Here is a 25,593-nt window from a genome sequence, read left to right as displayed (position 1 = left end):
GCTCACCCCTCCTGCGCCGCCGCCTGCCGCTTCTGCCGCTTGCTCTGGGCCCGGCCCGCCGAGATCGCGATGAACAGCGCGATCGACAGGCTGATCCACAGGGCGTAGCGGTCGATCACGAGCACCACGTCGACCGCCGACTGCCCGAGCGCGTAGCCCAACCCGGCGACGAGTCCCGTCATGATCCCGGCGCCGACGACGCTCGCCGCCAGGAACGCGCCGAGGGACAGGCCGGCGAGCCCCGCCAGGAGGTAGGCCAGCACCGACGGGATGCCGGGGAGCGCGGCCACCACAACCACCAGGAACATCGCCCACATCGGCCACGACCGCACGCGCTCCACGAAGCGCGCCGCCCGGTCGGTGGGCACGAAGAACTTCACGCCCTTGGCGCCCCAGCGCCGCCCGGCCCACCAGTACAGCCAGTCGAACTTGATCTTCCCGACGATGCCCGCGAGGATCAGAAGCCACAGGTCCGCCTGACCGATCCGCGCGAACGCCGCCCCCGCACCGACGGCCGACGAACTGCCCGTCACCGCAGCGAGCGCCGTGGGGTGCGAGGCGAGCAGGAACGGCCGCAGGGGCAGGGTGGCCATCGCCAGGACGAAAGCGCCGACCATGCAGCCGATGAGCACCTTGTCGGCCCGGGCCATCGGGCTGTCCCACGGCCGCATGTCGCGCCACTGCTGCTTCGCGGCCTCGATCTCCTCGGGGCTGTACTGCCGACGCCAGCGCGATCGTGGTGCGGGCGGGTCGCTCGGGGTGTCTCCGGGCTCGGGTGTGGTCGGCGCGGGTGGCGGGCCCGCGCTCTCCTGCTCGCGCGTGGTCGGCGCCTCGTCCCGCTCGGACACGTCGGCCCTCGTTCCCCCGGCGGCCCGTCCGCCGTCCCCGCCGACGGTAGCGGAGGGAGGTTCACGACCGTGTGTCGAGATCATCCGGTTCTGCTCGCGTCGGGCCGTTGCGTGACGCACACGGCTGGAGCGGCGTGCCGTGGTGCCGGACGGCGTTGCGCGGCGCACACGGCCGGCGGGGCGAGCCGTGGTGCCGGACGGCGTTGCGTGGCGCACACGGCCGGCGGGGCGAGCACTGCTTCGCCCGTGCGTTGCGCGGCGCACACGGGTCGGAGGGGGCCGCTGATCCGGCTCGCGGGGCCATAGCGCGCTGTGCGGGGCCTGTTGCGGCCTCCTCACCGGTGGTCTCGGCTGCACCCACCGGTCCCCGCGAGATTGTCGCGGCGAACCGCAACGACAGGCCGACCCACCCCGCACCTTGTCGCGGCCTCCCGCACGCCCACCGTCCCCTTGTCGTTGTGAATCACAACGACAAGGTGCCCCACGGTCGACGGCAGCCCGCGACAAGCCGCACTGTGTGTGGGACGCACAGCGCCGCCGACCGAGCACGAGCCGGCCGAACCGTGTGCGGGACGCACGACGTCGCCGAACGAGCACGAGCGGGCCGAACCGTGTGCTCGACGCACAGCGTCGCCGGGCGAGTACGAGCCGGCCGAACCGTGTGCGCGACGCACAGCGTCGCCGACCGAGTACGAGCCGGCCGGGCCGTGTGCGGGACGCACAGCGTCGCCGACCGAGCACGACCCGGCCAGGCCGTATGCGGCACGCACACCCCGACTCACGACCCGTAGAGCGCCGCCAGTCCCTTCGCCGCCTCCGCCATCTGCTCGCGCAGCGCCGGCGGCGACACCACCTCGATCTCCGCGCCCAGGCCCAGCAGCTCCGAGCGGGTCGCGGCGATCGACTCCATGGGGATCACCGCGCAGGTCCACCCGTCGTCGTCGAGGGGCCAGGTCCGTTCCGCCAGCGCCCGGGCGGTGTGCGGCCGTAGGACCACGGGAGCCAGCTCCATCGCGCACGGCGACAGCCGTACCGCCGCCTCGGCCTGGTACAGCGCCGCCGTCAGCGACTGCGACGACTCGTTCCAGTGCCGGAACAGGTCGAACTCCTCCGGCCGGTCGAAGTGCGCGTCCAGGGTCTCGAGCGTGAGCACCCGCGTGACCCGGTAGGTGCGCGCCGACCCGCCGCCGGAGGGCTGCGCCACGAGGTACCAGACCCCGCCCTTCAGGACGATGCCCAGCGGTTCCAGCTCGCGCTCCACCTCCTCGTCGCCCCAGCGCACGTAGCGCACCCGGACGACCCGTTGGTTCCACACCGCGTCGGCGATGCCGGTGAGGGTCGGGACGTGGTCGGCCTCGCGGAACCAGCCCGGGGCGTCGAGGTGGAATCGCTCGGCGATCCGCCGGGACCGTTCCGCGAGCTCGTCGGGCAGCGCGGCCTGGACCTTGAGCTGGGCGGCGGCGAGGACCCGTCCGAGTCCGAGCTCCGCGGCGGCCGCGGGCATCCCCGCGAGCGCGAGTGAGTCGGCCTCCTCGGCCGACATCCCGGTCAGCTGGGTGCGCCACCCTTCGAGCAGCGAGTACCCGCCGTCGGGACCCCGGTCGGCGTAGATCGGGACGCCGGACTCCCCGAGGTGGTCCATGTCCCGGTAGATCGTGCGGATCGAGACCTCGAGCTCGTCGGCGAGTTCGCGCGCGGTCATACGCCCGCGTGTCTGCAGGAGCATCAGCGCGGAGAGCAACCGACTGGCGCGCACGCCACAGTCCTACCCCATGACCTGACAACGCATGTCAGCTACCCGACACGGCGCGCTCATCGGGCACCCCGTCGTCGTCGGCGTCGAGGAGCAGCGGGTCGGTCACCCCGGCCCGGACCGCCTCCAGCTGCGCGGACACGGCGAGCCCGGCGAGCAGCGCGACGCCGGTGACGAACGCCCAGAGCAGCAGCACCATGATCCCGGCGAGCGGCCCGTAGGTCGCCGAGAACTCCCCGGAGACGGACACGTAGAGCCCGATCACCGCCGACGCGACCAGCCACACCGCCACGGTCAGCCCGGCACCGAGCCCGAGCCAGGACAGGCCCGGCTGGTGGCGTCTCGGTGCGAACCGGAACAGCGTCGTCACCGCCACGACGAGCGCCGCGAGCCCGACCGGCCACCGCACGACGTCCCACACCGTCTCCGCCACGTCACCCCAGCGGTAGACCTCCTCGATGGCGTCGCCGAACGGTCCGCCCGCGATGATCAGGATCAGCCCGAGTCCGAGCGCGGTGCCCGCGGTCAGCGTCAGGAGGGCCGCGCGGGAGTACTTGCGCAGCGCCGGCCGGTCCCGCTCCACGCCGTAGACCCGGTTCGCCCCGCGCTCGAGCTGGGCGAACGCGCTCGTCATGGCGACGAACGCCGTCACGAGCCCGAAGGCGACCGCGAGTTCCCCGAGGTTCTCGCCCGGCCCGTCGTCGTCCTCGGAGTTCTCGACGGCGGGTCCTTCGGCCCCTCGGGCGACGACGTCGGCGAGCAGCTGGTCGCCCGCCCCGGGCGACACCGCGACGACGGTCCGGGCCACGACCTGGGCGACCGACTCGGCGCCGATGGCGGTCGCGAGCCCGCTGCCGGCGATGATCAGGGGCACCGTCGCGAGGGCGAGCTGGAGCGCGAAGGCCCGTGCGTGGCTGAACCCGTCGCCGTAGCGGAAGCGCAGGAACGAGGTGCGCAGCAGCATCACGAGTCCGACCCGGCGGGTGGTGTGCCAGGCGTCGTCGGCGGAGAGGTCCTCGCCGTGCATGTCCGTGGTCTCGGGCACGGCGCGCACGGAACTCACACCGCACATCATGGCGTGACCTGACAGGAGGTGGCAGTGAGGACCCGGCAGGCTGAGCGCATGGACGTCACCCGCGCGCAGGCGATCGCGTTCCGCATCGACGCCCAGGGTCTCCACCGACGCTCGATCGACGGTGCGGCGGCACTGCTGGAGCTCGGGGTGCAGCACCACCAGTCGTCGGTCGCCGTGGCGCTCGCGGCACGCCTGCCGGACGGTCCGCCCGACGACGGCGAGCTCGCCTGGTCCCACCGCGGAGCGCCCCATCGGCACCGGCGGAGCGACCTCGCCGCCTGGGCCCGCCGCCTCCGGCCGCTCTCCGAGCCCGACGCCATGGCCCGGTTGATCTGGACCGCCGAGCAGTCCGACGCGTTCCCCGCTCTCGCCGCGATCGACCGCACCGCCGAGGTCCTCGCGGCCGCCGTCACGAGCCCGATGACCAAGGGTGAGGTGTCGACGGCGGTGAGTCGGGAGCTGCCCCGGGCACTCCAGCGCGACTGCCCGAGCTGCGGGGTGTGGCACGTGTTCGACCAGCTCCTGCGGCTGGCGGCGCTCCCCGCCGGGGTCGCGCTCGACGGCGGCCGGACCCTGCGCGCGCTCCCGACCCCGGACGGGTGGTCCCGCCCCACCGGACCGGGCACGGTGTCCGACGTCGCGGAGCTCGTGACGGCGGCCGTGCGCATCTTCGGGCCCGCGACCACCGCCGACCTCGCGGCGTGGATCGGGACCTCGGCGGGCGCACTGGCGTCGGCGGTGGAGGCGACCGGGCTCGTGGCGGTGCGCGTCGAGGGACGCCGGGCGTGGGTCGCGACGGACGACGTGGACCGGCTGGTCGACCCGCCGTCGCCCCCGGAGCTGCGGCTGCTGCCGCCGTTCGACCCGATGCTCTCCGCCCGCGACCGCGCCCTGCTCGTGCCGGACACCGAACGGCGGCGCGCGCTCTGGCCGGCGCTGGGTCATCCGGGGGCGGTGCTGGCGGGGACGGAGGTCGTCGGGACGTGGCGTCCGTCGGCGTCGGGGAAGAAGCTCACGCTGACGGTCTCCGGCGACGTGCCGCGTCCGCTGCTCGACGACGAGGCGGAACGGGTCGCGGCGGCGCGGGGATTGCGGTTGGCGGCCGTGACGGTGTCGTGAGTGCGGCCATGCTGACGTCCGGTGTCAGCATGGCCGCACTGCTGACGAGGGAGCGGGGCTCTCAGGCCCAGGCGCCGGCCAGCCGCTCGTCCAGGGCAGCCAGGGTGTCCCGGGCGCCGGCAGCGATGCCGATACCGCGCCCGTGCCGGACCTCGGGCTCCCGCACGTTGATCCGCACCAGCCGCCCCGACGCCGCGGACGCGAGCTCCGCGTGCCGCCGCACGGTCGGCACCGCGGTGCCGGCGCCCACCTCGACGACGGCGACGTCGGCCCGTCCCCGGAGCCACGTCCGGTGCTCGGCCATCCGCTCGGCGTGGACGCCGGGCACCCACGACCCGTCGCCGAACATCAGGATGTTCGGCCGGGCGATCGCACCGCAGCGGGGGCAGGTCGGGAGCGGGTCGCGGGCACGCATCGTGTCCTCGTCGATCGCGACCTCGACGTCGTCCGCCGACCAGGTCGCCTCGGAGCAGGGCCGGGTGCACTGCAGCGTGCCGATCGCGCCGTGGCACTCGACCACGGCATCGTCGGGAAAGCCCGTCTTCTGGAACGCCCCGTCGACGTTGGACGTGAACACCCGCGTCGGCAGGCGACGCGACCAGGCGAGGAGCACGCCGAAACCCGCGTGCTGCACCGTCGTCCGGTAGAGCGCGAGGCGGTGGCCGTAGAAGCCCCAGGCGAGGTGCGGGTCGTCGTGGAAGTGCTCCGGGTCAGCGAGCTCCTCGAAGCGCAGGCCCAGACGCCGGTAGGGCGGGTAGGCGCGCCAGAAGCCCTCCGGGCCGCGGAAGTCGGGCAGCCCGGAGTCGACGCCCATCCCCGCCCCGGCGGCGACGACGAGGGCGCCGGCACCGCGGAGGAGCTCGGCGGCCTCGTCGAGGTCGGACTCGCTCAGGACTCCCCGCCCGGCTTGCCGACCGACAGCACGACCTCGAACTCCATCAGGTCGGCCCCGGAGGACACGGGCTGCTTGCGCTCGCCCGCGTGCGCCGCGGCGGCCGCGCCGCCGTCACGCCACGCGGCGAAGGCCGCCTCGGACTCCCAGCGGGTGTAGACGAAGTAGCGGTCGTCGCCCGCGCTCGGGCGCAGCAGCTCGTAGCCGAGGAAGCCGGGCGTCTCCTTGATCGACTCGCCGCGGGCGGCGAACCGGCGCTCCAGCTCCGGCCCGTTGCCCTCGGGGACCTTGATGGCATTGATCTTCACGACGGCCATGTCCCCGAGCCTACGTCTCGCCCGATGCCGAACGGGTCGAGCTCCGCTCCGCTACGTCTCCCCGGGCAGCGCGAACCGGCCGTCGGCGAGCTGCTCGACGAGGCCGTCGACGAGCAGCGAGTCCAGGCACCGGGCGCGCTGGGCGGGGTCGGTGAGCCACGCGGACTCCAGCGCGGCGGCACCGGCCGGACCGTCCGCGCCGCGCAGCACGTCGAGGAGCCTTCCGCGCACCTGGCGGTCGGTGCCGGCCCACCGCTGCCCCTTCTTCACCGGCCCGTCCCACGCCGGTCGGCCCGCGTGCTGCCAGGCGCACAGGTCGACGACGGGGCAGTCCGCGCAGCGCGGGCCGCGGGCGACGCACACGCACGCGCCGAGCTCCATCAGGGCCGCCGAGGTGCGGGCGGCGTCGGCCTCGTCGTCGGGCAGGAGCGCCTCGGTGTCGGGGAGGTCGCGGGCGGCGGCGTCCCCGGCCTCGGCCCGGCCGTGCACCGCCCGGGCCACGACCCGCCGGACGTTGGTGTCCACCACCGGGCAGCGCCGGCCGTAGGCGAACGCGGCGACGGCCCGGGCGGTGTACGCCCCGATGCCGGGGAGGGCGAGCAGGGTGTCGACGTCGTCGGGGACCACGTCGTCGTGCTCCGCCGCGATCACGACCGCGGCGGCCTGCAGGCGCAGCGCCCGCCGCGGGTAGCCGAGCTTGCCCCACGCGCGCAGGACCTCGGCCGTCGACGCGGCCGCCAGGTCCGAGGGCCGGGGCCAGCGGGCGAGCCACTCCCGCCAGATCGGGTCGACGCGGACCACCGGCGTCTGCTGGAGCATGATCTCGCTGACGAGCACGCCCCAGCCGGAGACGCCGTCCTCCCGCCACGGGAGGTCGCGGGCGTGGGCGGCGAACCAGGGGAGGAGCCGGTCGGCGAGTGCGGGCACTCCCGGATCCTGCCCCTCGGGTGGGTGAGTTCGGGATCCGGCCCGGCGCGGGACGATCGCGCTGCGCGATGTCACTTCTACCGTGCGTCACATGTTGGAGCCGGTGGGACCGCTCCCGCCGTCGGTGTACTGGCGACGGCGGGCCTTGGCCGCGATCGTCGGCGTCCTCGTGCTGGCTCTGCTGATCTGGGCGCTGAGTGCCGCGTTCTCCGCCGACTCCCGGGACGTCGCCGCGCCCGCTCCGGCGCCCGCCGACGCCCCGCCGTCGCCCGTCGCCTCCCGCAGCGCCCTGGCGGTACCGCCGGGCGGGTCCGCCGCGCTCGGGCAGGTCGGGGACGCGCCCGCGCCTGCGGCCCCCGGCGCCGCTCCCACGCCCGGCGCGGCCCCCGCGCCGGGTGGCGGACCCTCGCCGGCTCTGCCCGGTGCCGACCCCACCGTGCCGAGCGGCGGCGCGACCCCGCCCCTGCTGGGGGCGACGTCGACCGACCCGCTCGGCCGCGCCGCCGCGCCCGGTCCGGTCGCGCCGGCCCCCGCACCGCCCGCGGCCCCGTCGAGCAGCCCCGCGCCGCCCCCGGGGCCGTGCGCGGACTCGGCGCTGCGGGTCGCCGCCCGCACCGACGCGAAGAGCTACACCGCCGCGGACCGCCCCGAGTTCAGCCTCGTCGTCACGAACACCGGGAAGACCCCGTGCACGCGGGACCTCGGGCCCGCGCGGACCGCGATGGCGGTGGTCCGGACGGCGGGCGACGGCCTGTGGGGGAGCGACGACTGCGCCCCCGGGGGCGACCCGGACGTGCGGACCCTCGCCCCCGGCCAGGAGCAGGTGCTCTCGCTGCGCTGGGCCGGGCGCACCTCCCTGCCGGGCTGTTCGGGCGGGCGCGAGGCCGTCCCGGCCGGGAAGTACCAGCTCCTGACGCGCCTCGACGGGACGATCAGCGACCCGGCGCCCTTCACGATCGCTTCTTCGTAGCGCCCCCTCCCAGCCCGACCGCCGCGAGCGCGCCCTTCAGGTCGTCCACCTCGGTCAGCGACATGCCGGGCGGCGCGGTGGTGCCCGGGCCGAACGGCACGATGGCCTTCGGGATCCCCATCCGGGCCGCCTCGGCGAGCCGACGGTCGGTGGCGGGGACGCGGCGGACCTCCCCGGTGAGCCCCACCTCGCCGATGACCACCGTGCCGTAGGGCAACGGGCGGTCGGCCGCCGCGGAGGCGATGGCGAGGGCGATCGCGAGGTCGGCGGACGGCTCGCGCAGCTTCATCCCGCCGACGGTCGCGGCGAAGACGTCGAAGGTGGCGAGCGACAGGCTGCACCGCTGCTGGAGCACGGCGAGGATCTTCAGGACCCGGGACGACTCGAGGTCGGACACCGAGCGCCGCGGCTGGGACTCCTGGCCGACCCGGGACACCAGGCCCTGGACCTCGGCCATGAGCGGCCGCTTGCCCTCCATCGCGACCGTGACCGCCTGCCCGGGCACGGCGCCCGTCATCGTCCCGACGAACAGCCCCGTCGGGTCGGTGACCTCGGTGATCCCGCCGTCGAACATCTCGAAGCAGCCGACCTCGTCCGACGGGCCGAACCGGTTCTTCAGCCCGCGCACCATGCGCAGCGTCGAGTGCCGCTCGCCCTCGAAGCTGAGCACGACGTCCACCAGGTGCTCGAGCGTGCGCGGGCCGGCCACGGCGCCGTCCTTCGTGACGTGCCCGATGAGCACCACCGGCAGGTCGCGCTGCTTGGCCAACGCGACGAGGGCGGACGTCACCGCGCGGACCTGTGCCACCCCGCCCGCCGTGCCCTCGATGTCGGCCGAGCCCACGGTCTGCACCGAGTCGACCACCAGGAGGCCCGGATCGACCGCCTCGACGTGCGCGGCGACCTCCTCGAGATCGGCCGTCGCGGACAGGAACAGGTGCGGCACGACCGCATCGGTCCGCTCGGCCCGCAGCCGGACCTGGCCCGCGGACTCCTCGCCGGTGACGTAGAGGACCGTGCCGCCGGCCCGCGCGCGCCGGGCCGCGACCTCGAGCAGCAGCGTCGACTTCCCCACGCCCGGCTCGCCCGCGAGCAGCACCACCGCGCCGGGCACCAGGCCGCCACCGAGCACCCGGTCGAGCTCGCCGACACCGGTGGGGCGCGAGGTGACCGACTCGAGCCCGACCTCGCCGATCGCACGGACCGGGCTCGCGGGGCGGGCGGCCGCCTTCGGGGCCGCACCCGGGGTGCCGACCGCGGCCGCCGTCGTCGGCAGCCCCTCCTCGATCGTCCCCCAGCCGCCGCAGCCGGGGCAGCGGCCGAGCCACTTCGCCGCGGTCTGCCCGCAGGCGGTGCACTCGAAGGGGCGGGGACGGGACTTCGTGCTCACGGTGCCGGAGGGTAGGGCGACCCCCCGACAATCTCGGCCCGACCCGTCGTCGGGACCGGGATCAGCTGGCCGGGACGGGGCCGGTCGCGCTCAGGTAGAGCGGCATCGTGATCGAGCCGGCGCGGGCGAAGGTGAAGGTGACCGGGTAGGTCGGGCCCTCGTGCAGCACCTGCGCGACGCCCGGGAGGGTGATCCGCATCGTGCCGTTGACCTGGGTCGGCGAGGGCGGGCCGACGGGACCGGGCTGGGCGCCGACCACATACGTGGCGGCGTTGCCGGGGATCGTCGTGAAGCCCTCGGCGCGGGCCGGGCCGGCGTAGGGCGTGGAGACCGAGACGAGCTGGTCGTCGGTGAGCGCCTGGTTGACGAAGGTGCCGCGCAGGGTCACCGAGGACCCGGCCGGCACGACGACCTCGGCGCCCGGGTCGAGCGTGACGTCGCGCAGCAGCATCTCGCCGACGTGGGCCTCGGTGCCGGAGACCGACGAGATCGTCGTGTCGGTCTGCGTGACGGCACCGGCGCTGCACCCGGAGAGGACCAGGGCGGCCGTGCCGAGCAGGGTGGCGGCCAGCAGCGCGGTCCGCGAACGGCCCGTCGGTCGGCGGGTCATGGCGCGTGGTCCTCCTCGATCAGCTGCTCCGGCTCCGCCGCGCGCCGCAGCGGGCGTCGGTCGGATCGGCGTCACCCTAGCCCCCGCGCGCGGGACGGGGCGCGCCCGACGGGTCGCGTCACGCCTCCGCACAACCCTCCCGACCTCGCGAAGCACGGCCCCGCGCCACTTGTCAACCCCCTGACCTGCGAAGACGGCGCAATCCCCCTCCGACGTCGTGTCGCGGACGTGTTAACCTGGAGGCAGCGAAAGGGGCTAGAGGACACATGGTTTTCAAGGTCGGCGAGACCGTCGTCTACCCGCACCACGGTGCCGCTCTCATCGAGGCGATCGAGACCCGGACGATCAAGGGCGAGGAGAAGAAGTACCTCGTCCTGAAGGTTGCCCAGGGCGACCTCACGGTCCGGGTCCCCGCGGACAATGCCGAGATCGTCGGCGTCCGCGACGTGGTCGGCCAGGAGGGTCTGGACCGGGTGTTCGAGGTGTTGCGGGCCCCGCACACCGAGGAGCCGACCAACTGGTCGCGCCGGTACAAGGCGAACCTCGAGAAGCTCGCGTCGGGTGACGTCAACAAGGTGGCCGAGGTCGTCCGCGACCTGTGGCGCCGGGAGAAGGACCGCGGCCTGTCGGCCGGCGAGAAGCGCATGCTCGCCAAGGCCCGGCAGATCCTCGTGAGCGAGCTCGCGCTCGCCGAGGGCACCGACGAGGTGGCCGCCGAGTCCCTGCTGGACCAGGTGCTCGCCTCCTAGAGGTGGGTGTCGCGGCCGTCGTCCCGGCGGCCGGTTCCGGGCTGCGGCTGGGGGCCGGGAAGCCGAAGGCGCTCGTGGAGGTCGCCGGGGTCGCGATGGTGGCCCGGGCGGTCGACGGGCTCCTCGCGTCCGGGGTGGTCGACGAGGTGATCGTCGTCGCACCGCCGGAACACGTCGAGGAGATGGCGTTCGTGACGGCGGGTCGGGTCGTGCCCGGTGGGCACGACCGGGTCGCCTCGGTGGCGCTCGGCCTGGCCGAGGTCGGTGACGCGGACGTGGTGCTGGTGCACGACGCCGCGCGTTGCCTGTGCCCGTCCTCTGTGGTCGAGGCGGTGGTGTCCGCTGTGCGCGCGGGTCATGGAGCTGTCGTCCCGGCGATCCCCGTGGCTGACACCGTGCGGCGGGTCGACCCCGACGGGCACGTCGTGGACCTGGTGGACCGCACCGGGTTGCTGGCCGTCCAGACGCCGCAGGGCTTCGACGCGGACGTGCTGCGCCGGGCGCACGCGGCGGCCGGTGACCTGCGCGCGACCGACGATGCGGGGCTGGTCGAGGCGATCGGCGGTGAGGTCGTGACCGTTCCGGGTGATCCGCGCGCGTTCAAGATCACATCTGAGCTGGACCTGGCGATGGCGGAGGCGTTGGTGGCGGCGCTGTGAGGGTCGCGAGACGGAGCGCAGCGGAGCTCGAGCCGTGAGGGTCGGCATCGGGACGGATGTGCACCCGTTGTCGGCCGAGGCGCCGTGCTGGGTGGCGGGCCTGTTCTGGGAGGGCGAGGCCGGCTGCGCGGGGCACTCCGACGGCGACGTGGCCGCGCACGCGTTGTGTGACGCTCTCCTCTCCGCGGCCGGGCTCGGTGACGTCGGCGCCGTGTTCGGCACCGGCCGACCCGAGTGGGCCGGGGCCTCCGGGGTGCGGCTGCTCGGCGAGGTGCGTCGACTGGTTCACGACGACGGCTGGACGCTCGGCAACGCGGCGGTGCAGGTGATCGGCAACCGCCCGAAGATCGGGACCCGTCGTCGGGAGGCCGAGTCGGTCCTCTCCGACGCGGTCGGTGGCCCGGTGTCGGTGTCCGGCACGACCTCGGACGGCCTCGGACTCACCGGCCGCGGCGAGGGGCTGGCGGCGGTCGCGACGGCGTTGCTGTTACCGCGGTGACTCCCGGCGGCGGCGTGCGGTCGCCGCCGCGAGAGTGACGTGGTGCAGCTTCGGCGGGCTCGGTAGCTGCGTGGTGTCGCACTCGCGGGTGGGACGGCGCTCGGCGGAGTGGCGGACGTCGGATCGACGGCCCATGAGCCTGGGCGGGGCCCGGTCGGCGGGTGCTGGTCGTCTTGTCGCGGCGTTCCGCCGGATCCCGTGCCGCCTGTCGTGGTGATTCCCAGCGACAGGCTGGCGGGTCGACGCGAGTAGCCCGCGACAAGGCATCGGGGCGGGCTTTGTCGTTGTGGTTCGCCGCGACGGGATGAGGGTTACCGGCAGCGGCTGCCGCGCCGACCCCGAGCGGCACATGAAGCACCTCAGGCGGCCCGCTGCGGTGCATGGTGTGCCGCTCGGGTGCTCGCGAGAGTGACGTGGCGCAGGTTCGGGCGGCGCGGAAGCTGCCTGGTGTCGCACTCGGGGCGCACTTTCTCCGAACCGCACCCACTGGCCGTGGCCGCGTGCTTGCCTTCTCGTGCGGGAGGAGGTCGGGGATGTTCGACGTGAACTGGGACGCGCGGTCGCACGCCGACATTCACGCGCAGTTGCAGGGGAGGGGCGGCGGGTTCACGGACGCGGGCGGTGCGTGGAACTCGTTGGCGACGCGGTTGCGGGACGTCGCGGGGTCGGTCGAGCGGGCGACCTCCGGGATCGCGGCGAGCCGGAGCGGGGTCGCTGCGCAGGCGGCGGGCGGCGCGGTGGGACCGATGGGCCCGTGGGCGGACCAGGCGCGCACGTTCAGCGACGCGGTGGGCTCGGCGTCGCACGAGCAGAACCGTGCCCTCGCGGCGACGCGGTCGGCGGTCGGCCCGCCGGTGCCCCGACCTCCGGTCACCCTCCAGACCTGGGAGGGCGTGGGGGCGCTCGCCGCGCTCGACGTCGACACGGCCGAGAAGGGCTCGCTCGACGCCGAGCGCCGCGCCCGTGCCGCCATGGGCCGCTACCAGGAGTTCAGCTCGCTGCGGGCGTCGGAGTTGCCGCAGTTCGCGTCGCCGGTCCGAGGCGCGCCGCAGATCCAGGTGGTGACGGGCGGACCGGGCGCCGGTCCCGGAGGCGCGGCGGTGCCCGGAGGAGTCGGCGGACCTGGTGGTGCCGGCCCGGTGCCGGGTTCCGCCGGAGTGCCCGGTGGCGCCGGCCCGGTACCGGGTTCCGCCGGAGTGCCCGGCGGCGCCGGAGTGCCCGGTGGCGCCGGCGCGTCCGGCGGTGCCGGATCAGCGGGAGGTGCCCCCGGAACCGGTGCCAGTGGAACCGGTTCTGGCGTGCCGGGCGGTGGCGGTTCCGGTGCCGGCCCCGGAACCGGTGCCGGAGCAGGTGGCGCGGGAAGCGGTGCCACCGGAGCCACCGGCGCGGGACCCGGTGCCACCGGAGCCGGCGGTGCGGGAACCGGTGCCGTGGGAAGCGGTTCCGGTGCCGTGGGAAGCGGACCCGGTGGCGGCGGTGTGCCGGGTGCCGGGGTGGGTGTGGTGCCCGGCGGTGTGGGTGCTCCCGGTCCGGCCGGGAGCACGGGTGCGTCGGGTGGCGCGGTACCGGGCGGGCGAGCGCCTGGTGTTCCTGGAGGCTTGCTTCCCGGCGGCCTCGAATCGGGTGGCGCGACCACACCCGGCGCCCGACCTGGCGGCGTCTTCCCCGGAGGCGCCGGCGCTCCACCGGGAAGCGGGAGCGGAGCGCTGCCATCCGGATCGACCCTCGGCTTCCCGGCATCCGAGTCACTGCGACCCGGATCCTCGACCTCCTTCGGCCCGAGCCCCACGTCCCGCGGGTCGATCCTGGAACCCGCGGTCGCCGCGCGATCCACGGGTCAGCAGATGCCGTTCGCGCCCATCGGCGGGTTCGCGGGAGCCGGAGCCCAGGATCAGCGCCTGCCCCGCGCCGCCTACCTCGTCGAGGACGACCCCGACGCCCTCGCGGGCGAGCTGCCGCGCGTCGTCCCACCGGTGATCGGCGAATGATCCCGGCTCGCCGGATGCACCTCGACCGTGACGCGGTGGTCGCGACCTGGCGCGCCCTCGGCCTCGGCGACCGGCCACCGGTGCTGGAGGTCCCCGACCACGGCGCGACCCTCTCCGCCCGCGACGCCGCCGACCACGCCGCCCTCTGCGGCCTCCGCGCCCGCGGACTCGCGCGCACGGGACCGCACGGCATCCCGGTCCCGATCGCCGACCTCGCGGACGCTCTCCGAGTGCTGGACCGACCCGAGGTCACCGTCGACCTCCGCTCCTGGGAGCCCGAGGCCCGTGGGTGGTACGCGGCGGTGGCGGGCGAGCTCGTGGTCGTCGTCGAGGCCGGTCCGGATCACGCCTGGACCCTCGACGTCGCCGCCCGACCGCCCGCCGACCCCGTCTCCGCGCTCGCCCTGCTCGTCCTCGCGCGGCTCCCCGACGAGCCCCCGCTGCCCGGTGTCGCGATGACGGTGCCGCCCGACGTGCTCTTCGCGGGGGCGTCGGCCCGCCGCCTGCCACCCGCCGTCGGGACACGCCTGGAGTCGCTCCGGTCGGAGCCTCCGCGCCGTCGCCTCCAGCTCGGCGCCACCCTGCACCCGTCACGACGACGGGTCGGGCCGGTCACGGCGGTCGACAGCGTCGACGGCCGCGCGCTCGTCGAGATCGACGACGACACCGTCCGTGTCCGTCCCGCCGACCGCGCCGCGATCGCGCGGGCCCTGAGCAGGAGCGCCTAGACGAGGGCCTCCCGGACGTGCGTGAACGTGGCGAGCTGCTCGTCGAGGGACGCGTCGCGGTACATCGGGTCGAGGAAGAGCCGGGGATGGACCTCGGCGAGGACGCCCACCGCCTCGGCGAGCTCGTCACGCCCGACGTCGGCGGTGAGGTTGACCCGCAGCACCGTGCCCACGTCCGCGGGCGAGCGACCGGCGGCGACGGCGGCCTCGTCGATCCTGGCCCGCATCGTCGCGAGCCCCTCGAGGGCCTTCCGCGCCGCAGGCACGGCGGGCGAGGTCAGCCGCGCCACCGGCAGCCACCCGTCGCACCGCTGACCCACGCGGCGGAGCGCCGCCCCGCCGAACGCGGACACGTAGACCGGCACCCGGGGCGAGGGCGCCTCGACGTGCGACGACGGCGTCGTCCAGAACCGACCCTCGACGTCGCGGTCGGTGCCGCTCCACAGCACGTCGAGGGTGTCGAGCAGCTCGTCGAGCCGGGCGCCGCGGTGGTCGAAGCCGACCCCGGCGGCCGCGTACTCCTCGGGTGACCACCCGATGCCGAGCCCCGCGACCAGCCGTCCGGACGAGAGCGCCGCCAGCGTCGCGAGCGACCGCGCGAGCACGGCGGGGGCGTAGAGCGGGGCGACCAGGACGCTCGAGCCGAGCTCGGCCCGGGACGTCGTCACGGCGGCCGCTGCGAGCACGGCGAACGGGTCGAGGGCCCGGCGGAACTCGACCGGGATCGTGTCGGCACCGCCGTACCCGACGGTCGGGCGCCGCGCGGCGAGCAGGCGGTCGCCGACCCACAGCGACGCCGCCCCGGCCGCCTCCGCGTCCGCGGCGAACCGGCCGATCGACGCGGCGTCGTCGGCGGCGCCGCCGAACTGGGGCAGCGAGAGTCCGAGATCCACGCCGACGACCCTGCCACGGCGCAGGGGCCCGCACGGGCCGTGACCTGCGGTCCGTAGGATCCAGGTGGTGAGCCTGCACCTGTACGACACCGCTGCACGCGCGCTGCGGGAGTTCCGCCCGCAGCACGAGGGCCGGGCGTCGATGTACGTGTGTGGGGCGACCGTGCAGGGAGTACCGCACGTCGGACACGTCCGGTCCAGTGTGAACTTCGACGTGCTGCGCCGCTGGCTGGTCCACCAGGGCCTCGACGTCAGCCTGGTGCGCAACGTCACCGACATCGACGACAAGATCCTGACGAAGGCCGCCGAGGCGGGCCGGCCGTGGTGGGAGTGGGCCGCGACGCACGAGCGCGCGTTCACCGCCGCGTTCGACGCGCTGGGCTGCCTGCCGCCGTCGGTCGAGCCGCGCGCGACCGGGCACGTCACGGAGATGATCGAGCTGATCTCCCGGCTGATCGACGCGGGGCACGCGTACCCCTGCGACAACGGGTCCGGCGACGTGTACTTCGCCGTCGGCACCTGGCCGACCTACGGGTCGCTGTCCGGGCAGAAGCCCGACGAGATGGAGCAGGGCGAGGCCGCGTCACGGGGCAAGCACGACCCGCGCGACTTCACGCTGTGGAAGGCCGCGAAGCCCGGCGAGCCGAGCTGGCCGACGCCGTGGGGACGCGGCCGCCCGGGCTGGCACCTGGAGTGCTCGGCGATGGCGACGCACTACCTCGGGCCGTCGTTCGACATCCACGGCGGCGGGCTGGACCTGGTGTTCCCGCACCACGAGAACGAGCGGGCCCAGTCCAACGCGGCCGGCGACGGCTTCGCGAACTTCTGGCTGCACAACGCCTGGGTGACGATGGCCGGGGCGAAGATGTCGAAGTCGCTGGGCAACACCTTGACGATCCCCGCCGTGCTCGAGCGGGTGCGCGCGGTCGAGCTGCGCTACTACCTGGTGGCGCCGCACTACCGCTCCACCGTCGAGTACTCCGAGGCGGCGCTCGCGGAGGCCGCCTCGGCCTACCGGCGGATCGAGACGTTCGTCCAGCGCGTGGCCGAGCGCGTCGGGCCGGTCCCGGCGAGTGGAGCGGACATCGGTGCCTTCACGGCCGCGATGGACGACGACCTCGGCACGCCGTCCGCGCTCGCCGCCGTGCACGAGCAGGTGCGGGCGGGCAACACGGCGCTCGCCGACGGCGACCACGCGGGCGCCCGGGCGGCGGCGACGGCGGTCCGCGAGATGACCGGCGTCCTCGGCCTCGACCCGCTCGACCCGCACTGGGCCGGAGCGGACGCGGCCGGCGGCACTACCGCCCGTTCCGCGCTCGGCGCGCTCGTGGAGGACCTCCTCGCGCAGCGGACCGCCGCGCGGAAGGGGCGCGACTTCGCCCGAGCGGACGCGATCCGCGACCAACTGACCGCGGCCGGCGTCGGGATCGAGGACACCCCCGACGGACCGGTCTGGACCCTGAAGGACGACGAGCAGTAGCGATGGCAGGAAATTCGCGCCGCCCCGGTGCGCGGCGCAACCCCGGCACGAAGAAGGGCCCCACGAAGGGCTCCGGCGGCAACCGCGCCAAGGGCCTCGAGGGCAAGGGCCCGACGCCCAAGGCGGAGAACCGTCCCAACCACAAGGCCTACGAGGGCGGCGGGAAGACCGGGAAGTCGGGCCACGGCGCCGCGGCGGCCCGGCGCCCGTCGGGCCCGACGTCACGGGGTGGCCCGTCGTCGCAGGCCGGCCCGACCCGTCGTCGGGAACGGGACGCCCCGGACGGCCCGCAGGTGGTGGTGGGGCGCAACCCCGTCATCGAGAGCCTGCGCGCGAACATCCCGGCGACGGCGCTGCACGTCGCGCAGGGCATCGACATCGACGACCGCGTCCGCGAGGCGCTGCGCACCGCGGGGGACCGCGGGATCAGCGTGCTCGAGGTGCCGCGCGCGGACGTCGAGCGGCTCGCCGACGGGTCGGTGCACCAGGGCCTCGCGCTGTCGGTGCCCGCGTTCGAGTACCTGCACCCCGACGACCTGCTCGAGGAGGCCCGCCAGGCGGCGCACCTCGCGCGGACCGAGCCGTTGCTGGTCGCGCTCGACGGCGTCACCGACCCCCGCAACCTCGGGGCGGTGGTCCGCTCGGCGGCCGCGTTCGGGGCGCACGGGGTGCTGCTGCCGCTGCGGCGGTCGGTCGGGGTCACGCCGGTGGCGTGGCGGACGTCCGCGGGCGCGGCCGCGCGGTTGCCGATCGGCCGCGCGACGAACCTCTCGCGCACGCTGGGTGCCTGGAACGACGACGGGTTCGTGACGGTCGGGCTCGACGGCGAGGTGTCGACGACGATCGACGACCTCGACGCCGTCGCCGGCCCGGACGCCGCCCGCGGTCCGCTCGTGCTCGTCGTGGGCTCGGAGGGCAAGGGCCTGTCGCGGCTGGTACGCGAGACGTGCACGGGCACCGTCGCGATCCCGATGGCGGGCGACGTCGAGTCGCTGAACGCCTCGGTCGCGGCCGGCGTGGCGCTGGCCGAGGTGGCCCGGCGCCGGCGTTCGGCGTAGCCCGGTAGGGAGCGAACGGCACTCTCGCGCGCATAGAAGCTGCGAGGGTGCCGCTCGTTCAGTTCAGGACAGCCACCTCCGCAGCTCCTCGGCGGTCTCGGCCGGTGTTTCCTCGGGGATGAAGTGGCCGCTGGGCATCGACCGGCCCCGGACGTCGGTCGCGTACTCGCGCCACACGGCCAGCGGGTCGTAGGCCTTCCCGACGAAGCCATGCTCGCCCCACAGGACGAGGGTCGGGCACTCGAGGCGTTGCCCGGAGTCCCAGGTCTCCTCGTCGTCGGCCAGGTCGACCGAGGCGCCCGCCTTGTAGTCGGCGGTCGTCGCGGCGATCGTCGCCGGGTCGGAGAACGCCGCGACGTAGTGGTCCATGACCTCCGGCTCCATCGTGACGCCGGGTGCGAGCAGCCGCTCCACCATCGTGCGGATCCAGAACTCCGGCGCCCCGGCGAGGAGGGTCTCGGGGACGTCGCCGCCGGTCGCCAGGAAGAACCAGTGGAAGTACCCGAAGGCCAGCGCCTTGTCGACGTTCGCGAACACGTGCCGGGTCGGGACGATGTCGAGCAGCGCGAGCCGGTCCACGGCGTCCGGGTGGTCGAGGGTCAGCCGGTGGGAGACGCGGGCGCCGCGGTCGTGGCCGACCAGGTCGAACCGGTCGAAGCCCAGCGAGCGCATCACCGCGAGCTGGTCGGCGGCCATCGCGCGCTTGCCGTAGTTCCGGGCGTCCGCGTCCGGCGCCGGCTTGTCCGAGGCCCCGTAACCGCGCAGGTCGGTGACGACGACGGTGTGGTCCCGCGCGAGCTCGGGCGCCACCTCACGCCACATCAGGTGCGTCTGCGGATAGCCGTGCAGCAGGAGCACCGGGCTCCCGGAGCCGCCGACGGCGACGTTGATCGTCGTCCCCTCGGCGTCGACTTTGCGGTACGTGAACGGCTCGGGCAGCTGGGACATCGACGTCCTTCCCGACGACGGGTCGGCGCCACCTGGCCGTGGGCGCCCTCCGGCGAATCTATTGAGCGACGGGGCCCTTCGCTCAGGAGGGCGGCGGGGCGCGGCGACTGGCGGTGGGCGCCCACCGGCGGCTAGTTCGACTGAAGGGCGCCTTCGCTCGAATCGGCCGGCGACGCGGCGCTCGACTCCGCCACCTCGTCCTCCGACTCCACCGCCCGGCGCCCACCGCGCCGCGCCGGGACGTGCAGCTCCGTCTCCTCCGTCCGCCCGCGCAGCTGCCGCGTCCCGTGGGCGCACCAGCGGGAGGCCTCGTCGCCCGCCCGGGACACCGCCGCCCCGGAAGCCACCACGGCGCCCTCGACGTCCTTGGCCAGGTCGCAGAGCCGGGCGGCCTCGTTCACCGGGTCGCCGATGACGGTGTACTCGTAGCGGCGGCGGTCGCCGATGTTGCCGGCGACGGCCTCGCCCGCCGAGATCCCGATGCCGGCACCCAGCGAGTCCGACGACGCGAACACCTCCTCGGCCAGCCGTGCCCCCATGACCCGGCCCGCGGCGAGGGCCGACCCGGCGGCGTCGTCCAGCGCGGTCGGGGCGCCGAAGACGGCCAGGGCGGCGTCGCCCTCGAACTTGTTGATCCACCCGCCGTGGCGCTCGACGACGTCGATGACCACCGCGAAGAACTCGTTGAGCAGCTCCACGACCTCGTGCGGCGGGCGGGTGGCTGCGAGCGTCGTCGAGCCGACGAGGTCGACGAACAGCACCGCGACCTCGCGGACCTCCCCGCCGAGCTCGACGTCGTTCTCCAGCGCGTGGCGGGCGACGTCCTCGCCGACCTGGCGGCCGAACAGGTCCCGCACCCGCTCCCGCTCGCGCAGCCCGGAGACCATCGTGTTGAACCCGGCCTGCAGCAGCCCGAGCTCGGTGGTGTCGAAGACCGGGACGTCGACGTCCAGGTCGCCGCTCTCCACCTTCTTCAGCGCCCGGCGCACCGCCAGCACGGGGGCGTTCGTGGACATCGCGGTCAGCGTGATCACCGCGCCGCCGAACACGAGCGCGACCCCGGCCAGCACGATCACGACGATCGCCAGCCGCTCCAGCGTGTAGCCGCCGATCGTCAGCGCGGCGATCCCGGCGAGCAGGACCCCCAGGAGCGGGGTCGCCGTGCCGAACAGCCAGCCACCCACGGTGCGCATGAGCACGCCGGGCAGGAACGACCCCGAGGGCGGGCGCTCGGTCAGGACCCGCCGCGCCGCCGGGCGCAGCACGACCTCCACGAGCCGGTAGGTGATCGACACCGTCGCGATGCCGCCGAGCACCACGGTCGCGCCGACCTGGAAGCCGATCCGGCCGGACGAGAACACGTTGAGCAGGACGAAGAGCACCGCGGCGATCGCCCACAGCACGGTCTGCACCAGGGAGAGCCGCAGCGGTCCGCGCAGCACCACCCGCCGCACCCGCAGGAACTGCCGCTCCCGGGCCTTGTCGCTCGCGCCGTCGGGCAGGGCCGGGATCCGCATCCGGCGATGCCCCCACCAGGCCCCGACCAGCACGGCGACGAGCAGGTACGGGCCGAAGACGGTCAGGTTGCGGGCCAGCGCCCCCGGGTCCTGCGAGAGCGTCTCGGTCGGCAGGACGAAGGCGGCGAGGACGAGGACGACGCCGGCGCCGATCACGTTGGGCAGGACGACGACGAGGACGAGCGCCAGCCGGGTGAGCAGGCTCAGCCCGGCGGACTGGCGGGCGCGCTCCGCCGTGCGTGTCATGGAGGGACCCTAGCGATCCGATCGGCCGTCGGAGCGCTGGCGATCGGCCGAACGGGAACCCGCGTGGGTGATCGCTACCATGCGGAACATGCCGGTGCCCGGGCTCGCGCACCGCGGGATCGCCTACACCGACTCCGCGGCGCTGGGCGCGGCCCTGGCCCCGCTGGTGGCGGGCGCTCTCGGCGACGGCCGAGCGGTGACCGTGGCACTCGAGGCCGCGACCGTCGAGTCCCTGTGCGCCGGACTGGGTGACCCGACCCCGCCGGTGGAGTTCCTGGAGGTCGACCGGCCCGCCCGCCAGGACGCCTTCCAACTCGCGGCGCGCCGGGCGACCGTCGCGGCCCAGGCCGCGCGGGCCGGCGTCGCCAGTCTGCTGATCACCCAGAACCAGCCCACGCTGGCCCTGTCGGACGCCTACTGGCTGCGCCTGGAGGCCGCCCTCGACGCCGCGCTCGCCGCGCTGCCGGTCACCCTCTGGTGCGCCTACCGTAGCAGCGCGCCCGCCTACGTGCAGTGCCATCCCGAGATCGGGCCGCTGGCCGAGCAGCATCGCAACCCCGGGTACCGGACCCCACCCGACGTCGTGAAGGACCTGCCCACGATCACGGTGCCCGCGCCGCCCGCGCGCGCGTCACGTTGGGAGTTCGGCGTGGCCGACCTGACGTCGCTGCGTCGGCGGCTGGCGACGGCGGTCGGAGCCTCGGGGCTGGACCACGAGGCGGGGGAGGACCTCGTCTACTCGTGCAGTGAGATCGCGACGAACGCGGTCGAGCACGGCGGTGGGACCGGCACGGTGTGGACCTGGACCGACGGCGACGAGGTGGTCTGCCAGGTCGCCGACTCCGGCCGCATCGACGACCCGTTCCCCGGGGTCGTGCCGCCGCTGCTGGATCAGGACCGTGGGCGCGGGCTCTGGCTGGCCAGGGCACTCTGCGACGACGTGGACGTGTCCTCCGGTCGCGACGGGACCGTGGTGCGGCTGGCGCGGCGGCGGGTGCGCAGCGAGCCGATCAGCCGGCAGATCAGGTAGGTCACGAACGCGATCCCGGCGACGAACGGGCTGATCGGCAGCCCGGGCGCGAGGGACAGCACGATCCCACCGAGCACCGCGACCTCGGCGAAGATCACCGCGAGGACGGTCGCGAACAGCGGCGAGGCCGTCAGGCGGGCGGCCGCGGCGGCCGGGGTGATCAGCAGCGAGAGCACCAGCAGCGCCCCGACGATCTGGACGCCCAGGGCCGTCGTCGCACCGAGCAGGACCGCGAACGCGATCGACAGCGCACGGACCGGGACGCCGCGCGCGGCGGCCATCGTCGGGTCCAGCGACGCGAACAGCAGCGGCCGGTACGCGACCGCGAGCACCCCGATCACGACGACGCCCGTCACGGCCAGCGAGATCAGGTCCCCGGTGTCGACGCCGACGATCTGGCCGACGAGCAGCCCGAACTTGTTGGCCGAGCGCCCGGTGTAGAGCGACTGGAACAGCACGCCCAGCCCGAGGCCGAACGAGAGCAGCACACCGATCACCGAGTCCCGCTCGTGCGCGGCCAGTCCGAGGGCGCCGAACACGAGCGCGACCAGGACGGCCCCGACGAGCGCCCCCCAGCCGACCGCGCCCGCCCCGAACAGCAGCAGCGCCCCGGCCCCGCCCGCGAACGACAGCTCCGCGGTGCCGTGCACCGCGAACGCCATCCCGCGGCCGACGACGAGGGGGCCCAGCAGCCCGGCGAGCAGCGCCAGCACGGCCCCGGCGATGAGGGCCTGCTGGACGAAGGTCTCGGCGAGCAGGTCGAGCGTGCTCACCGGGCACCCGCCGTCGAGCGGAGCTCCCCGGCCCCGTCCTCCCTGTGAACCTCGCAGTGCACCGGCGCCTCCTCGGCCCCGACGACGAGGATCCGGCCGCGCACGCGGACGACCTCGACCTCGGTGCGGTAGAGCTCGGAGAGGTTCGCCGAGGTCATCACCTCGTCGGGCGTGCCGACCCGGAAGCGGCCGTCGACGAGATAGAGGACGCGGTCGACGACGGGGAGGACCGGGTTGAGCTCGTGGGTCACGAACACGACCGCGGTGCCGTGCTCGCGGCGCCGGCGGTCCACCAGCTCGACCACCGTGCGCTGGCGGGCGAGGTCGAGCGAGAGCAGCGGCTCGTCGGCCAGCAGCAGCTGCGGGTCGCCGACGAGCGACTGGGCCACCCGCAGCCGTTGCTGCTCGCCGCCGGAGAGCGACCCGACGGGCGCGTCGGAGTAATCGAGCGCGTCGACCTGCGCGAGGGCCTCGTGGACCTGGTCCCGACGGCGGCGGCGGCCGCCCAGGCCGGGACCCCAGCGGTGGCCGTCGAGCCCCAGCCCGACGAGGTCCCGCCCGCGCAGCGGGGTGAGCGGGTCGAGCGCGCGCTGCTGCGGGATGTACCCGACCGTCGAGGTGCCGCGCCGCGGCTGCTCGCCCTGCACGCGCACCGTGCCCGCGGAGAGCGGGAGGAGCCCGAGCAGGACCTGCAGCAGCGTCGTCTTGCCCGACCCGTTCGGGCCGAGGACGGCGACGAACTCACCGGGGGCGATCTGCAGGTCCAGCTCCGACCAGAGCGTGCGCGCGCCGCGTCGCAGCTCGGCGCCGGACAGCTCGACGGCCGGGGTCATGAGTCCTCCTCGATGGTCGAGCTCCACTCCGCTGCGTCTCCTAGGCGGGAGCGCCGACCGCCTGGGCCAGGGCCGAGCGCGTGGTGTCCACCCACTGCAGGTAGTCGGTGACGCCGGCGGGCAGCGTCTCGGTGACCTCGACGACGGGCACGCCGGCACCGGTGGCGGTGTCGCGCAGGCCCGCGACCACGGGGGTCTCCGTCTGGGGATTGAACACCAGGGCGTTCGCCTGCCGTGCCGTCAGGGCGTCCCGTACCTGGACGAGGGAGGCCGCGGACGGGTCCGTCTCGTTCTCGATGGCCTCGACGAAGTCCGGCGGGGTCACGTCGGCGACGTTCGCCGTGCGGAGCAGGTAGTGCGCGATCGGCTCGGAGGAGATGACCTTCGAGCCCGGGCGGGCGCCGCCGATCGCGGCGGTCTGCTGGGCGATCTGGTCGACGCGGGCGGTGAACGCCTGGGCGCGCTGCGTCAGCGCGGCGGCCTGCGCGGGCTCGGCGGCGCCGAGGCGCTGGGCGACCTGGTTCGCGACGCCCTTGACCGCGGCCGGGTCGAACCACACGTGCTCGTTCTCGTCGGCCGGGTCGGAGCGCAGGTCGAACGCGGTGATCGTCTTGGCCTGCGCGGCCGGGTCGTTCTCGCCGATCTGCTCGGCGAACTCGTCGTAGTGCCCACCGTTCGCGACGACGACGTCGGCGTCGTTGATCGCGGCGGCGTCGGCGGGGGTGCTCTCGTAGGAGTGCGGGTCGCCGGCCGGGTCGTTGATGATCGACGTGACCTTCGCGTCCGGCCCGGCGACGGCGGAGGCGACCGCGCCCCAGACGTTCGTGGTGGCGACGACGGTGAGGGTGCCGGCGGGGGCGGCCTGGCTCGGCGCGGGGGCGGGGGCGGGGGCGCTCTGGGTCCCGGACCCTCCGCAGCCCGCGACCAGCGCGAGGGCGGCGAGCGCACCCCCCGTGGACAGGACGACTCGGCTGACGACGGGCATCGGGGCGGCTCCTCGTGACGGTCAAGCGCTTACGGGGGTCACCCCCGCGGGTCGGGAGCTAACGATAACCGTTGCCGTTATCAGTCGCGAGAGTGGTCGAGGTGTCGGGCGCGACACGAAGGAGGGTGCGAACCGGACGCGAGCGGTGGCCCTAGATCGAAACAGTCGCTACGTTGCGCAGGTGGCAGAGGCACTCGAGGGGCGGAGGTCCACGCGGCGCACGGCGACGCTGGCCTCGCTGGCCGCTGAGCTCGGCGTGTCCCGCACGACCGTCTCGAACGCCTACAACCGCCCCGACCAGCTCTCCCCGGCCCTGCGCCGCCGTGTGCTCGACACCGCGCGCCGCCTGGGCTACCCGGGTCCCGACCCGGTCGCGCGCTCGCTGCGCACCCGCAAGGCGGGGGCCGTCGGGCTGCTGCTGACCGAGGCCCTGTCCTACGCGTTCCGCGACCCGGTGGCCATCCAGTTCCTCGAGGGCCTGGCGCTCGCCTGCGAGGACAACGGGTCCGGCCTGCTGCTGGTGCCGGTGAGCCCGGAGGCCGAGGACGTCGGGGCGGTCGCGCGGGCCGGCGTCGACGGCTTCGTCGTCTACTCCATGCCCGACGACGACGAGCACTTCGCCGCCGTCCTCGAGCGGCCCGTCCCCGTCGTGGTGTGCGATCAGCCGACCGACGTCCCCGACGTCGACCGCGTCGGCATCGACGACCAGGCCGCCATGGTCGAGCTCGCCGAGCACCTCGCCGCGCTGGGCCACCGCCGCGTCGGGGTGCTGTGCATGCGGCTGTCCTTGGACCGCAACGACGGGTTCGCCTCGGTCTCCCGGCAGGACTCCGCCCGCTACGAGGTCCAGCGGCGTCGCCTGGCCGGGCTGCGGGACGGGTTCACCGCGGCCGGGGTCGACTGGTCGACCGTGCCGGTCGTCGAGCGTTTCGACCACACCGAGGCCGCCGGCGGGGCGGCGTTCGACCAGCTCGTGGAGCGCAACCCCGAGGTGACCGCGGTCGTCTGCACCTCGGACATCCTCGGCCTCGGCGCGTTGCGGGCCGCCCGCGCGGCCGGGCGCGACGTTCCGGGCGACCTGACGATCACCGGCTTCGACGGCGTCCCGGCCGCCGAGCGCGCCGGCCTCACGACGGTGCGCCAGCCCTCGCTGGACAAGGGCCGCGCCGCCGGGGAGCTCCTGCTGGACCGCGGCGACCGGCAGCGCTCGCGCACGCTGTTGCTGCCGACCGAGCTGATGGTCCGCGCGACGTCGGGTCCGCCGTCGCGCTGAGCACCCTGCCGGTGTCAGCAGTGCGGCCATGCT

The 25,593-nt window shown here is 75.0% G+C and carries 25 protein-coding genes and 1 pseudogene; 11 read left to right on the top strand and 15 right to left on the bottom strand.

Going from position 1 to position 25,593, the window contains the following annotated elements:
- Positions 1 to 2: 2 nt before the first annotated feature.
- The 3 genes from QRT03_RS16850 to QRT03_RS16840 all read right to left on the bottom strand — a co-directional run bounded on the left by QRT03_RS16850 (position 3) and on the right by QRT03_RS16840 (position 3,664).
- Entirely contained in the window at positions 3 to 848 is an 846-nt protein-coding gene (locus tag QRT03_RS16850) for a DedA family protein (protein ID WP_286054084.1), read from the bottom strand.
- Positions 849 to 1,626: 778 nt separating this feature from the next.
- Complete coding sequence (locus QRT03_RS16845; RefSeq protein ID WP_286054083.1) at positions 1,627 to 2,604, bottom strand: helix-turn-helix transcriptional regulator; 978 nt, start codon at positions 2,602 to 2,604, stop codon at positions 1,627 to 1,629.
- A gap of 34 nt (positions 2,605 to 2,638) precedes the next feature.
- Positions 2,639 to 3,664: a YihY/virulence factor BrkB family protein gene (locus tag QRT03_RS16840; protein WP_286054082.1), complete on the bottom strand. Its 1,026-nt coding sequence runs from the start codon at positions 3,662 to 3,664 to the stop codon at positions 2,639 to 2,641.
- 60 nt (positions 3,665 to 3,724) lie between these two features.
- On the opposite strand from QRT03_RS16840, the gene QRT03_RS16835 reads away from it, so the two are divergent.
- Positions 3,725 to 4,795 carry a winged helix DNA-binding domain-containing protein gene (locus tag QRT03_RS16835; RefSeq protein ID WP_286054081.1) on the top strand — a complete coding sequence of 357 codons (1,071 nt, stop codon included), beginning with the start codon at positions 3,725 to 3,727 and terminating at the stop codon, positions 4,793 to 4,795.
- 61 nt (positions 4,796 to 4,856) lie between these two features.
- On the opposite strand, the gene QRT03_RS16830 is transcribed toward QRT03_RS16835, so the two are convergent.
- The 3 genes from QRT03_RS16830 to QRT03_RS16820 form a co-directional block, all read right to left on the bottom strand.
- Positions 4,857 to 5,609 carry an SIR2 family NAD-dependent protein deacylase gene (locus QRT03_RS16830; RefSeq protein WP_286054080.1) on the bottom strand — a complete coding sequence of 251 codons (753 nt, stop codon included), beginning with the start codon at positions 5,607 to 5,609 and terminating at the stop codon, positions 4,857 to 4,859.
- A gap of 74 nt (positions 5,610 to 5,683) precedes the next feature.
- The gene (locus tag QRT03_RS16825) at positions 5,684 to 6,004 is read right to left on the bottom strand and encodes an antibiotic biosynthesis monooxygenase family protein (protein WP_286054079.1); all 321 of its coding nucleotides are present in this window, start codon (positions 6,002 to 6,004) and stop codon (positions 5,684 to 5,686) included.
- Positions 6,005 to 6,055: 51 nt separating this feature from the next.
- Positions 6,056 to 6,931, bottom strand: a complete 876-nt coding sequence (locus QRT03_RS16820; protein ID WP_286054078.1) for an HhH-GPD family protein — start codon at positions 6,929 to 6,931, stop codon at positions 6,056 to 6,058.
- 91 nt (positions 6,932 to 7,022) lie between these two features.
- On the opposite strand from QRT03_RS16820, the gene QRT03_RS16815 reads away from it, so the two are divergent.
- Positions 7,023 to 7,901 (top strand): hypothetical protein, encoded by an 879-nt coding sequence (locus QRT03_RS16815; RefSeq protein ID WP_286054077.1) that lies wholly within the window; start codon positions 7,023 to 7,025, stop codon positions 7,899 to 7,901.
- On the opposite strand, the gene radA is transcribed toward QRT03_RS16815, so the two are convergent.
- Positions 7,882 to 9,291 carry a DNA repair protein RadA gene (gene radA, locus QRT03_RS16810; protein ID WP_286054076.1) on the bottom strand — a complete coding sequence of 470 codons (1,410 nt, stop codon included), beginning with the start codon at positions 9,289 to 9,291 and terminating at the stop codon, positions 7,882 to 7,884. The two genes, QRT03_RS16815 and radA, sit on opposite strands and share 20 nt — an antisense overlap.
- Positions 9,292 to 9,352: 61 nt before the next feature.
- The gene (locus tag QRT03_RS16805) at positions 9,353 to 9,901 is read right to left on the bottom strand and encodes a copper chaperone PCu(A)C domain-containing protein (RefSeq protein WP_286054075.1); all 549 of its coding nucleotides are present in this window, start codon (positions 9,899 to 9,901) and stop codon (positions 9,353 to 9,355) included.
- A gap of 266 nt (positions 9,902 to 10,167) precedes the next feature.
- Between QRT03_RS16805 and QRT03_RS16800 the strand changes: the two genes are divergently transcribed.
- The 3 genes from QRT03_RS16800 to ispF are packed head-to-tail and all read left to right on the top strand — an operon-like array spanning position 10,168 to position 11,808.
- Positions 10,168 to 10,650: a CarD family transcriptional regulator gene (locus QRT03_RS16800; protein WP_116707106.1), complete on the top strand. Its 483-nt coding sequence runs from the start codon at positions 10,168 to 10,170 to the stop codon at positions 10,648 to 10,650.
- A gap of 2 nt (positions 10,651 to 10,652) precedes the next feature.
- Complete coding sequence (gene ispD, locus QRT03_RS16795) at positions 10,653 to 11,309, top strand: 2-C-methyl-D-erythritol 4-phosphate cytidylyltransferase (protein WP_286054074.1); 657 nt, start codon at positions 10,653 to 10,655, stop codon at positions 11,307 to 11,309.
- Between the two features lie 34 nt (positions 11,310 to 11,343).
- The gene (gene ispF, locus QRT03_RS16790; RefSeq protein ID WP_286054073.1) at positions 11,344 to 11,808 is read left to right on the top strand and encodes a 2-C-methyl-D-erythritol 2,4-cyclodiphosphate synthase; all 465 of its coding nucleotides are present in this window, start codon (positions 11,344 to 11,346) and stop codon (positions 11,806 to 11,808) included.
- Between the two features lie 574 nt (positions 11,809 to 12,382).
- Here the strand turns inward: ispF and QRT03_RS16785 are convergent.
- A complete protein-coding gene (locus QRT03_RS16785; RefSeq protein ID WP_286054072.1) occupies positions 12,383 to 12,682 on the bottom strand; it encodes a hypothetical protein in 300 nt (99 codons plus the stop codon).
- 970 nt (positions 12,683 to 13,652) lie between these two features.
- On the opposite strand from QRT03_RS16785, the gene QRT03_RS16780 reads away from it, so the two are divergent.
- Positions 13,653 to 13,796, top strand: coding sequence for a hypothetical protein (locus tag QRT03_RS16780; protein ID WP_286054071.1), 144 nt, complete (start codon positions 13,653 to 13,655; stop codon positions 13,794 to 13,796).
- A 14-nt stretch (positions 13,797 to 13,810) separates the two neighbouring features.
- Positions 13,811 to 14,524 (top strand): ESX secretion-associated protein EspG, encoded by a 714-nt coding sequence (locus tag QRT03_RS16775; RefSeq protein WP_286054070.1) that lies wholly within the window; start codon positions 13,811 to 13,813, stop codon positions 14,522 to 14,524.
- Here QRT03_RS16775 and QRT03_RS16770 read toward each other — a convergent pair.
- A complete protein-coding gene (locus tag QRT03_RS16770) occupies positions 14,521 to 15,417 on the bottom strand; it encodes a TIGR03619 family F420-dependent LLM class oxidoreductase (RefSeq protein ID WP_286054069.1) in 897 nt (298 codons plus the stop codon). The genes QRT03_RS16775 and QRT03_RS16770 overlap by 4 nt on opposite strands.
- A gap of 67 nt (positions 15,418 to 15,484) precedes the next feature.
- Here QRT03_RS16770 and cysS point away from each other — a divergent pair, with 67 nt between their 5' ends.
- The gene (gene cysS, locus QRT03_RS16765) at positions 15,485 to 16,897 is read left to right on the top strand and encodes a cysteine--tRNA ligase (RefSeq protein ID WP_286054068.1); all 1,413 of its coding nucleotides are present in this window, start codon (positions 15,485 to 15,487) and stop codon (positions 16,895 to 16,897) included.
- Positions 16,898 to 16,899: 2 nt separating this feature from the next.
- Positions 16,900 to 17,955, top strand: coding sequence for a 23S rRNA (guanosine(2251)-2'-O)-methyltransferase RlmB (gene rlmB / locus QRT03_RS16760; RefSeq protein WP_286054067.1), 1,056 nt, complete (start codon positions 16,900 to 16,902; stop codon positions 17,953 to 17,955).
- Positions 17,956 to 18,018: 63 nt separating this feature from the next.
- Here the strand turns inward: rlmB and QRT03_RS16755 are convergent, their stop codons facing one another.
- Both QRT03_RS16755 and QRT03_RS16750 read right to left on the bottom strand, forming a co-directional pair.
- Positions 18,019 to 18,903, bottom strand: coding sequence for an alpha/beta fold hydrolase (locus QRT03_RS16755; protein ID WP_286054066.1), 885 nt, complete (start codon positions 18,901 to 18,903; stop codon positions 18,019 to 18,021).
- A 131-nt stretch (positions 18,904 to 19,034) separates the two neighbouring features.
- Complete coding sequence (locus QRT03_RS16750; RefSeq protein WP_286054065.1) at positions 19,035 to 20,666, bottom strand: adenylate/guanylate cyclase domain-containing protein; 1,632 nt, start codon at positions 20,664 to 20,666, stop codon at positions 19,035 to 19,037.
- A gap of 79 nt (positions 20,667 to 20,745) precedes the next feature.
- Between QRT03_RS16750 and QRT03_RS16745 the strand changes: the two are divergent.
- A pseudogene (locus QRT03_RS16745) lies at positions 20,746 to 21,588 on the top strand (ATP-binding protein); the annotation flags it as partial.
- Here QRT03_RS16745 and QRT03_RS16740 read toward each other — a convergent pair.
- From QRT03_RS16740 to QRT03_RS16730, 3 genes are read right to left on the bottom strand one after another with little or no spacing between them, the layout of a single operon-like run.
- Positions 21,558 to 22,469, bottom strand: a complete 912-nt coding sequence (locus QRT03_RS16740; RefSeq protein WP_286054063.1) for a metal ABC transporter permease — start codon at positions 22,467 to 22,469, stop codon at positions 21,558 to 21,560. The pseudogene QRT03_RS16745 and the gene QRT03_RS16740 overlap by 31 nt on opposite strands.
- Positions 22,466 to 23,302 (bottom strand): metal ABC transporter ATP-binding protein, encoded by an 837-nt coding sequence (locus QRT03_RS16735; protein WP_286054062.1) that lies wholly within the window; start codon positions 23,300 to 23,302, stop codon positions 22,466 to 22,468. Before QRT03_RS16735 ends, QRT03_RS16740 begins: the two co-directional genes overlap by 4 nt.
- 40 nt (positions 23,303 to 23,342) lie before the next feature.
- Positions 23,343 to 24,287, bottom strand: a complete 945-nt coding sequence (locus QRT03_RS16730; protein ID WP_286054061.1) for a metal ABC transporter solute-binding protein, Zn/Mn family — start codon at positions 24,285 to 24,287, stop codon at positions 23,343 to 23,345.
- A 181-nt stretch (positions 24,288 to 24,468) separates the two neighbouring features.
- Between QRT03_RS16730 and QRT03_RS16725 the strand changes: the two genes are divergently transcribed.
- On the top strand, positions 24,469 to 25,560 hold the full coding sequence (locus QRT03_RS16725; RefSeq protein ID WP_286054060.1) for a LacI family DNA-binding transcriptional regulator: 1,092 nt from the start codon (positions 24,469 to 24,471) through the stop codon (positions 25,558 to 25,560).
- Positions 25,561 to 25,593 lie beyond the last annotated feature (33 nt).

Origin of the sequence: Actinomycetospora termitidis (genome assembly GCF_030286555.1) — a bacterium.
Taxonomy (GTDB): Bacteria; Actinomycetota; Actinomycetes; order Mycobacteriales; family Pseudonocardiaceae; genus Actinomycetospora; species Actinomycetospora termitidis.
The sequence above is the reverse complement of the archived record's forward strand: the minus strand, read 5'-3'. Positions and strand labels throughout refer to the sequence as shown.

Excerpts from the sequence above, each read along its gene's own strand:
- QRT03_RS16805 (WP_286054075.1), bottom strand. The coding sequence starts at position 9,901 with ATGACCCGCCGACCGACGGGCCGTTCGCGGACCGCGCTGCTGGCCGCC.
- QRT03_RS16775 (WP_286054070.1), top strand. The coding sequence starts at position 13,811 with ATGCACCTCGACCGTGACGCGGTGGTCGCGACCTGGCGCGCCCTCGGC.
- QRT03_RS16830 (WP_286054080.1), bottom strand. The coding sequence starts at position 5,609 with ATGGGCGTCGACTCCGGGCTGCCCGACTTCCGCGGCCCGGAGGGCTTC.
- QRT03_RS16780 (WP_286054071.1), top strand. The coding sequence starts at position 13,653 with ATGCCGTTCGCGCCCATCGGCGGGTTCGCGGGAGCCGGAGCCCAGGAT.
- QRT03_RS16825 (WP_286054079.1), bottom strand. The coding sequence starts at position 6,004 with ATGGCCGTCGTGAAGATCAATGCCATCAAGGTCCCCGAGGGCAACGGG.
- QRT03_RS16735 (WP_286054062.1), bottom strand. The coding sequence starts at position 23,302 with ATGACCCCGGCCGTCGAGCTGTCCGGCGCCGAGCTGCGACGCGGCGCG.
- QRT03_RS16755 (WP_286054066.1), bottom strand. The coding sequence starts at position 18,903 with ATGTCCCAGCTGCCCGAGCCGTTCACGTACCGCAAAGTCGACGCCGAG.
- QRT03_RS16730 (WP_286054061.1), bottom strand. The coding sequence starts at position 24,287 with ATGCCCGTCGTCAGCCGAGTCGTCCTGTCCACGGGGGGTGCGCTCGCC.
- QRT03_RS16835 (WP_286054081.1), top strand. The coding sequence starts at position 3,725 with ATGGACGTCACCCGCGCGCAGGCGATCGCGTTCCGCATCGACGCCCAG.
- QRT03_RS16750 (WP_286054065.1), bottom strand. The coding sequence starts at position 20,666 with ATGACACGCACGGCGGAGCGCGCCCGCCAGTCCGCCGGGCTGAGCCTG.
- QRT03_RS16800 (WP_116707106.1), top strand. The coding sequence starts at position 10,168 with ATGGTTTTCAAGGTCGGCGAGACCGTCGTCTACCCGCACCACGGTGCC.
- QRT03_RS16815 (WP_286054077.1), top strand. The coding sequence starts at position 7,023 with ATGTTGGAGCCGGTGGGACCGCTCCCGCCGTCGGTGTACTGGCGACGG.
- rlmB (WP_286054067.1), top strand. The coding sequence starts at position 16,900 with ATGGCAGGAAATTCGCGCCGCCCCGGTGCGCGGCGCAACCCCGGCACG.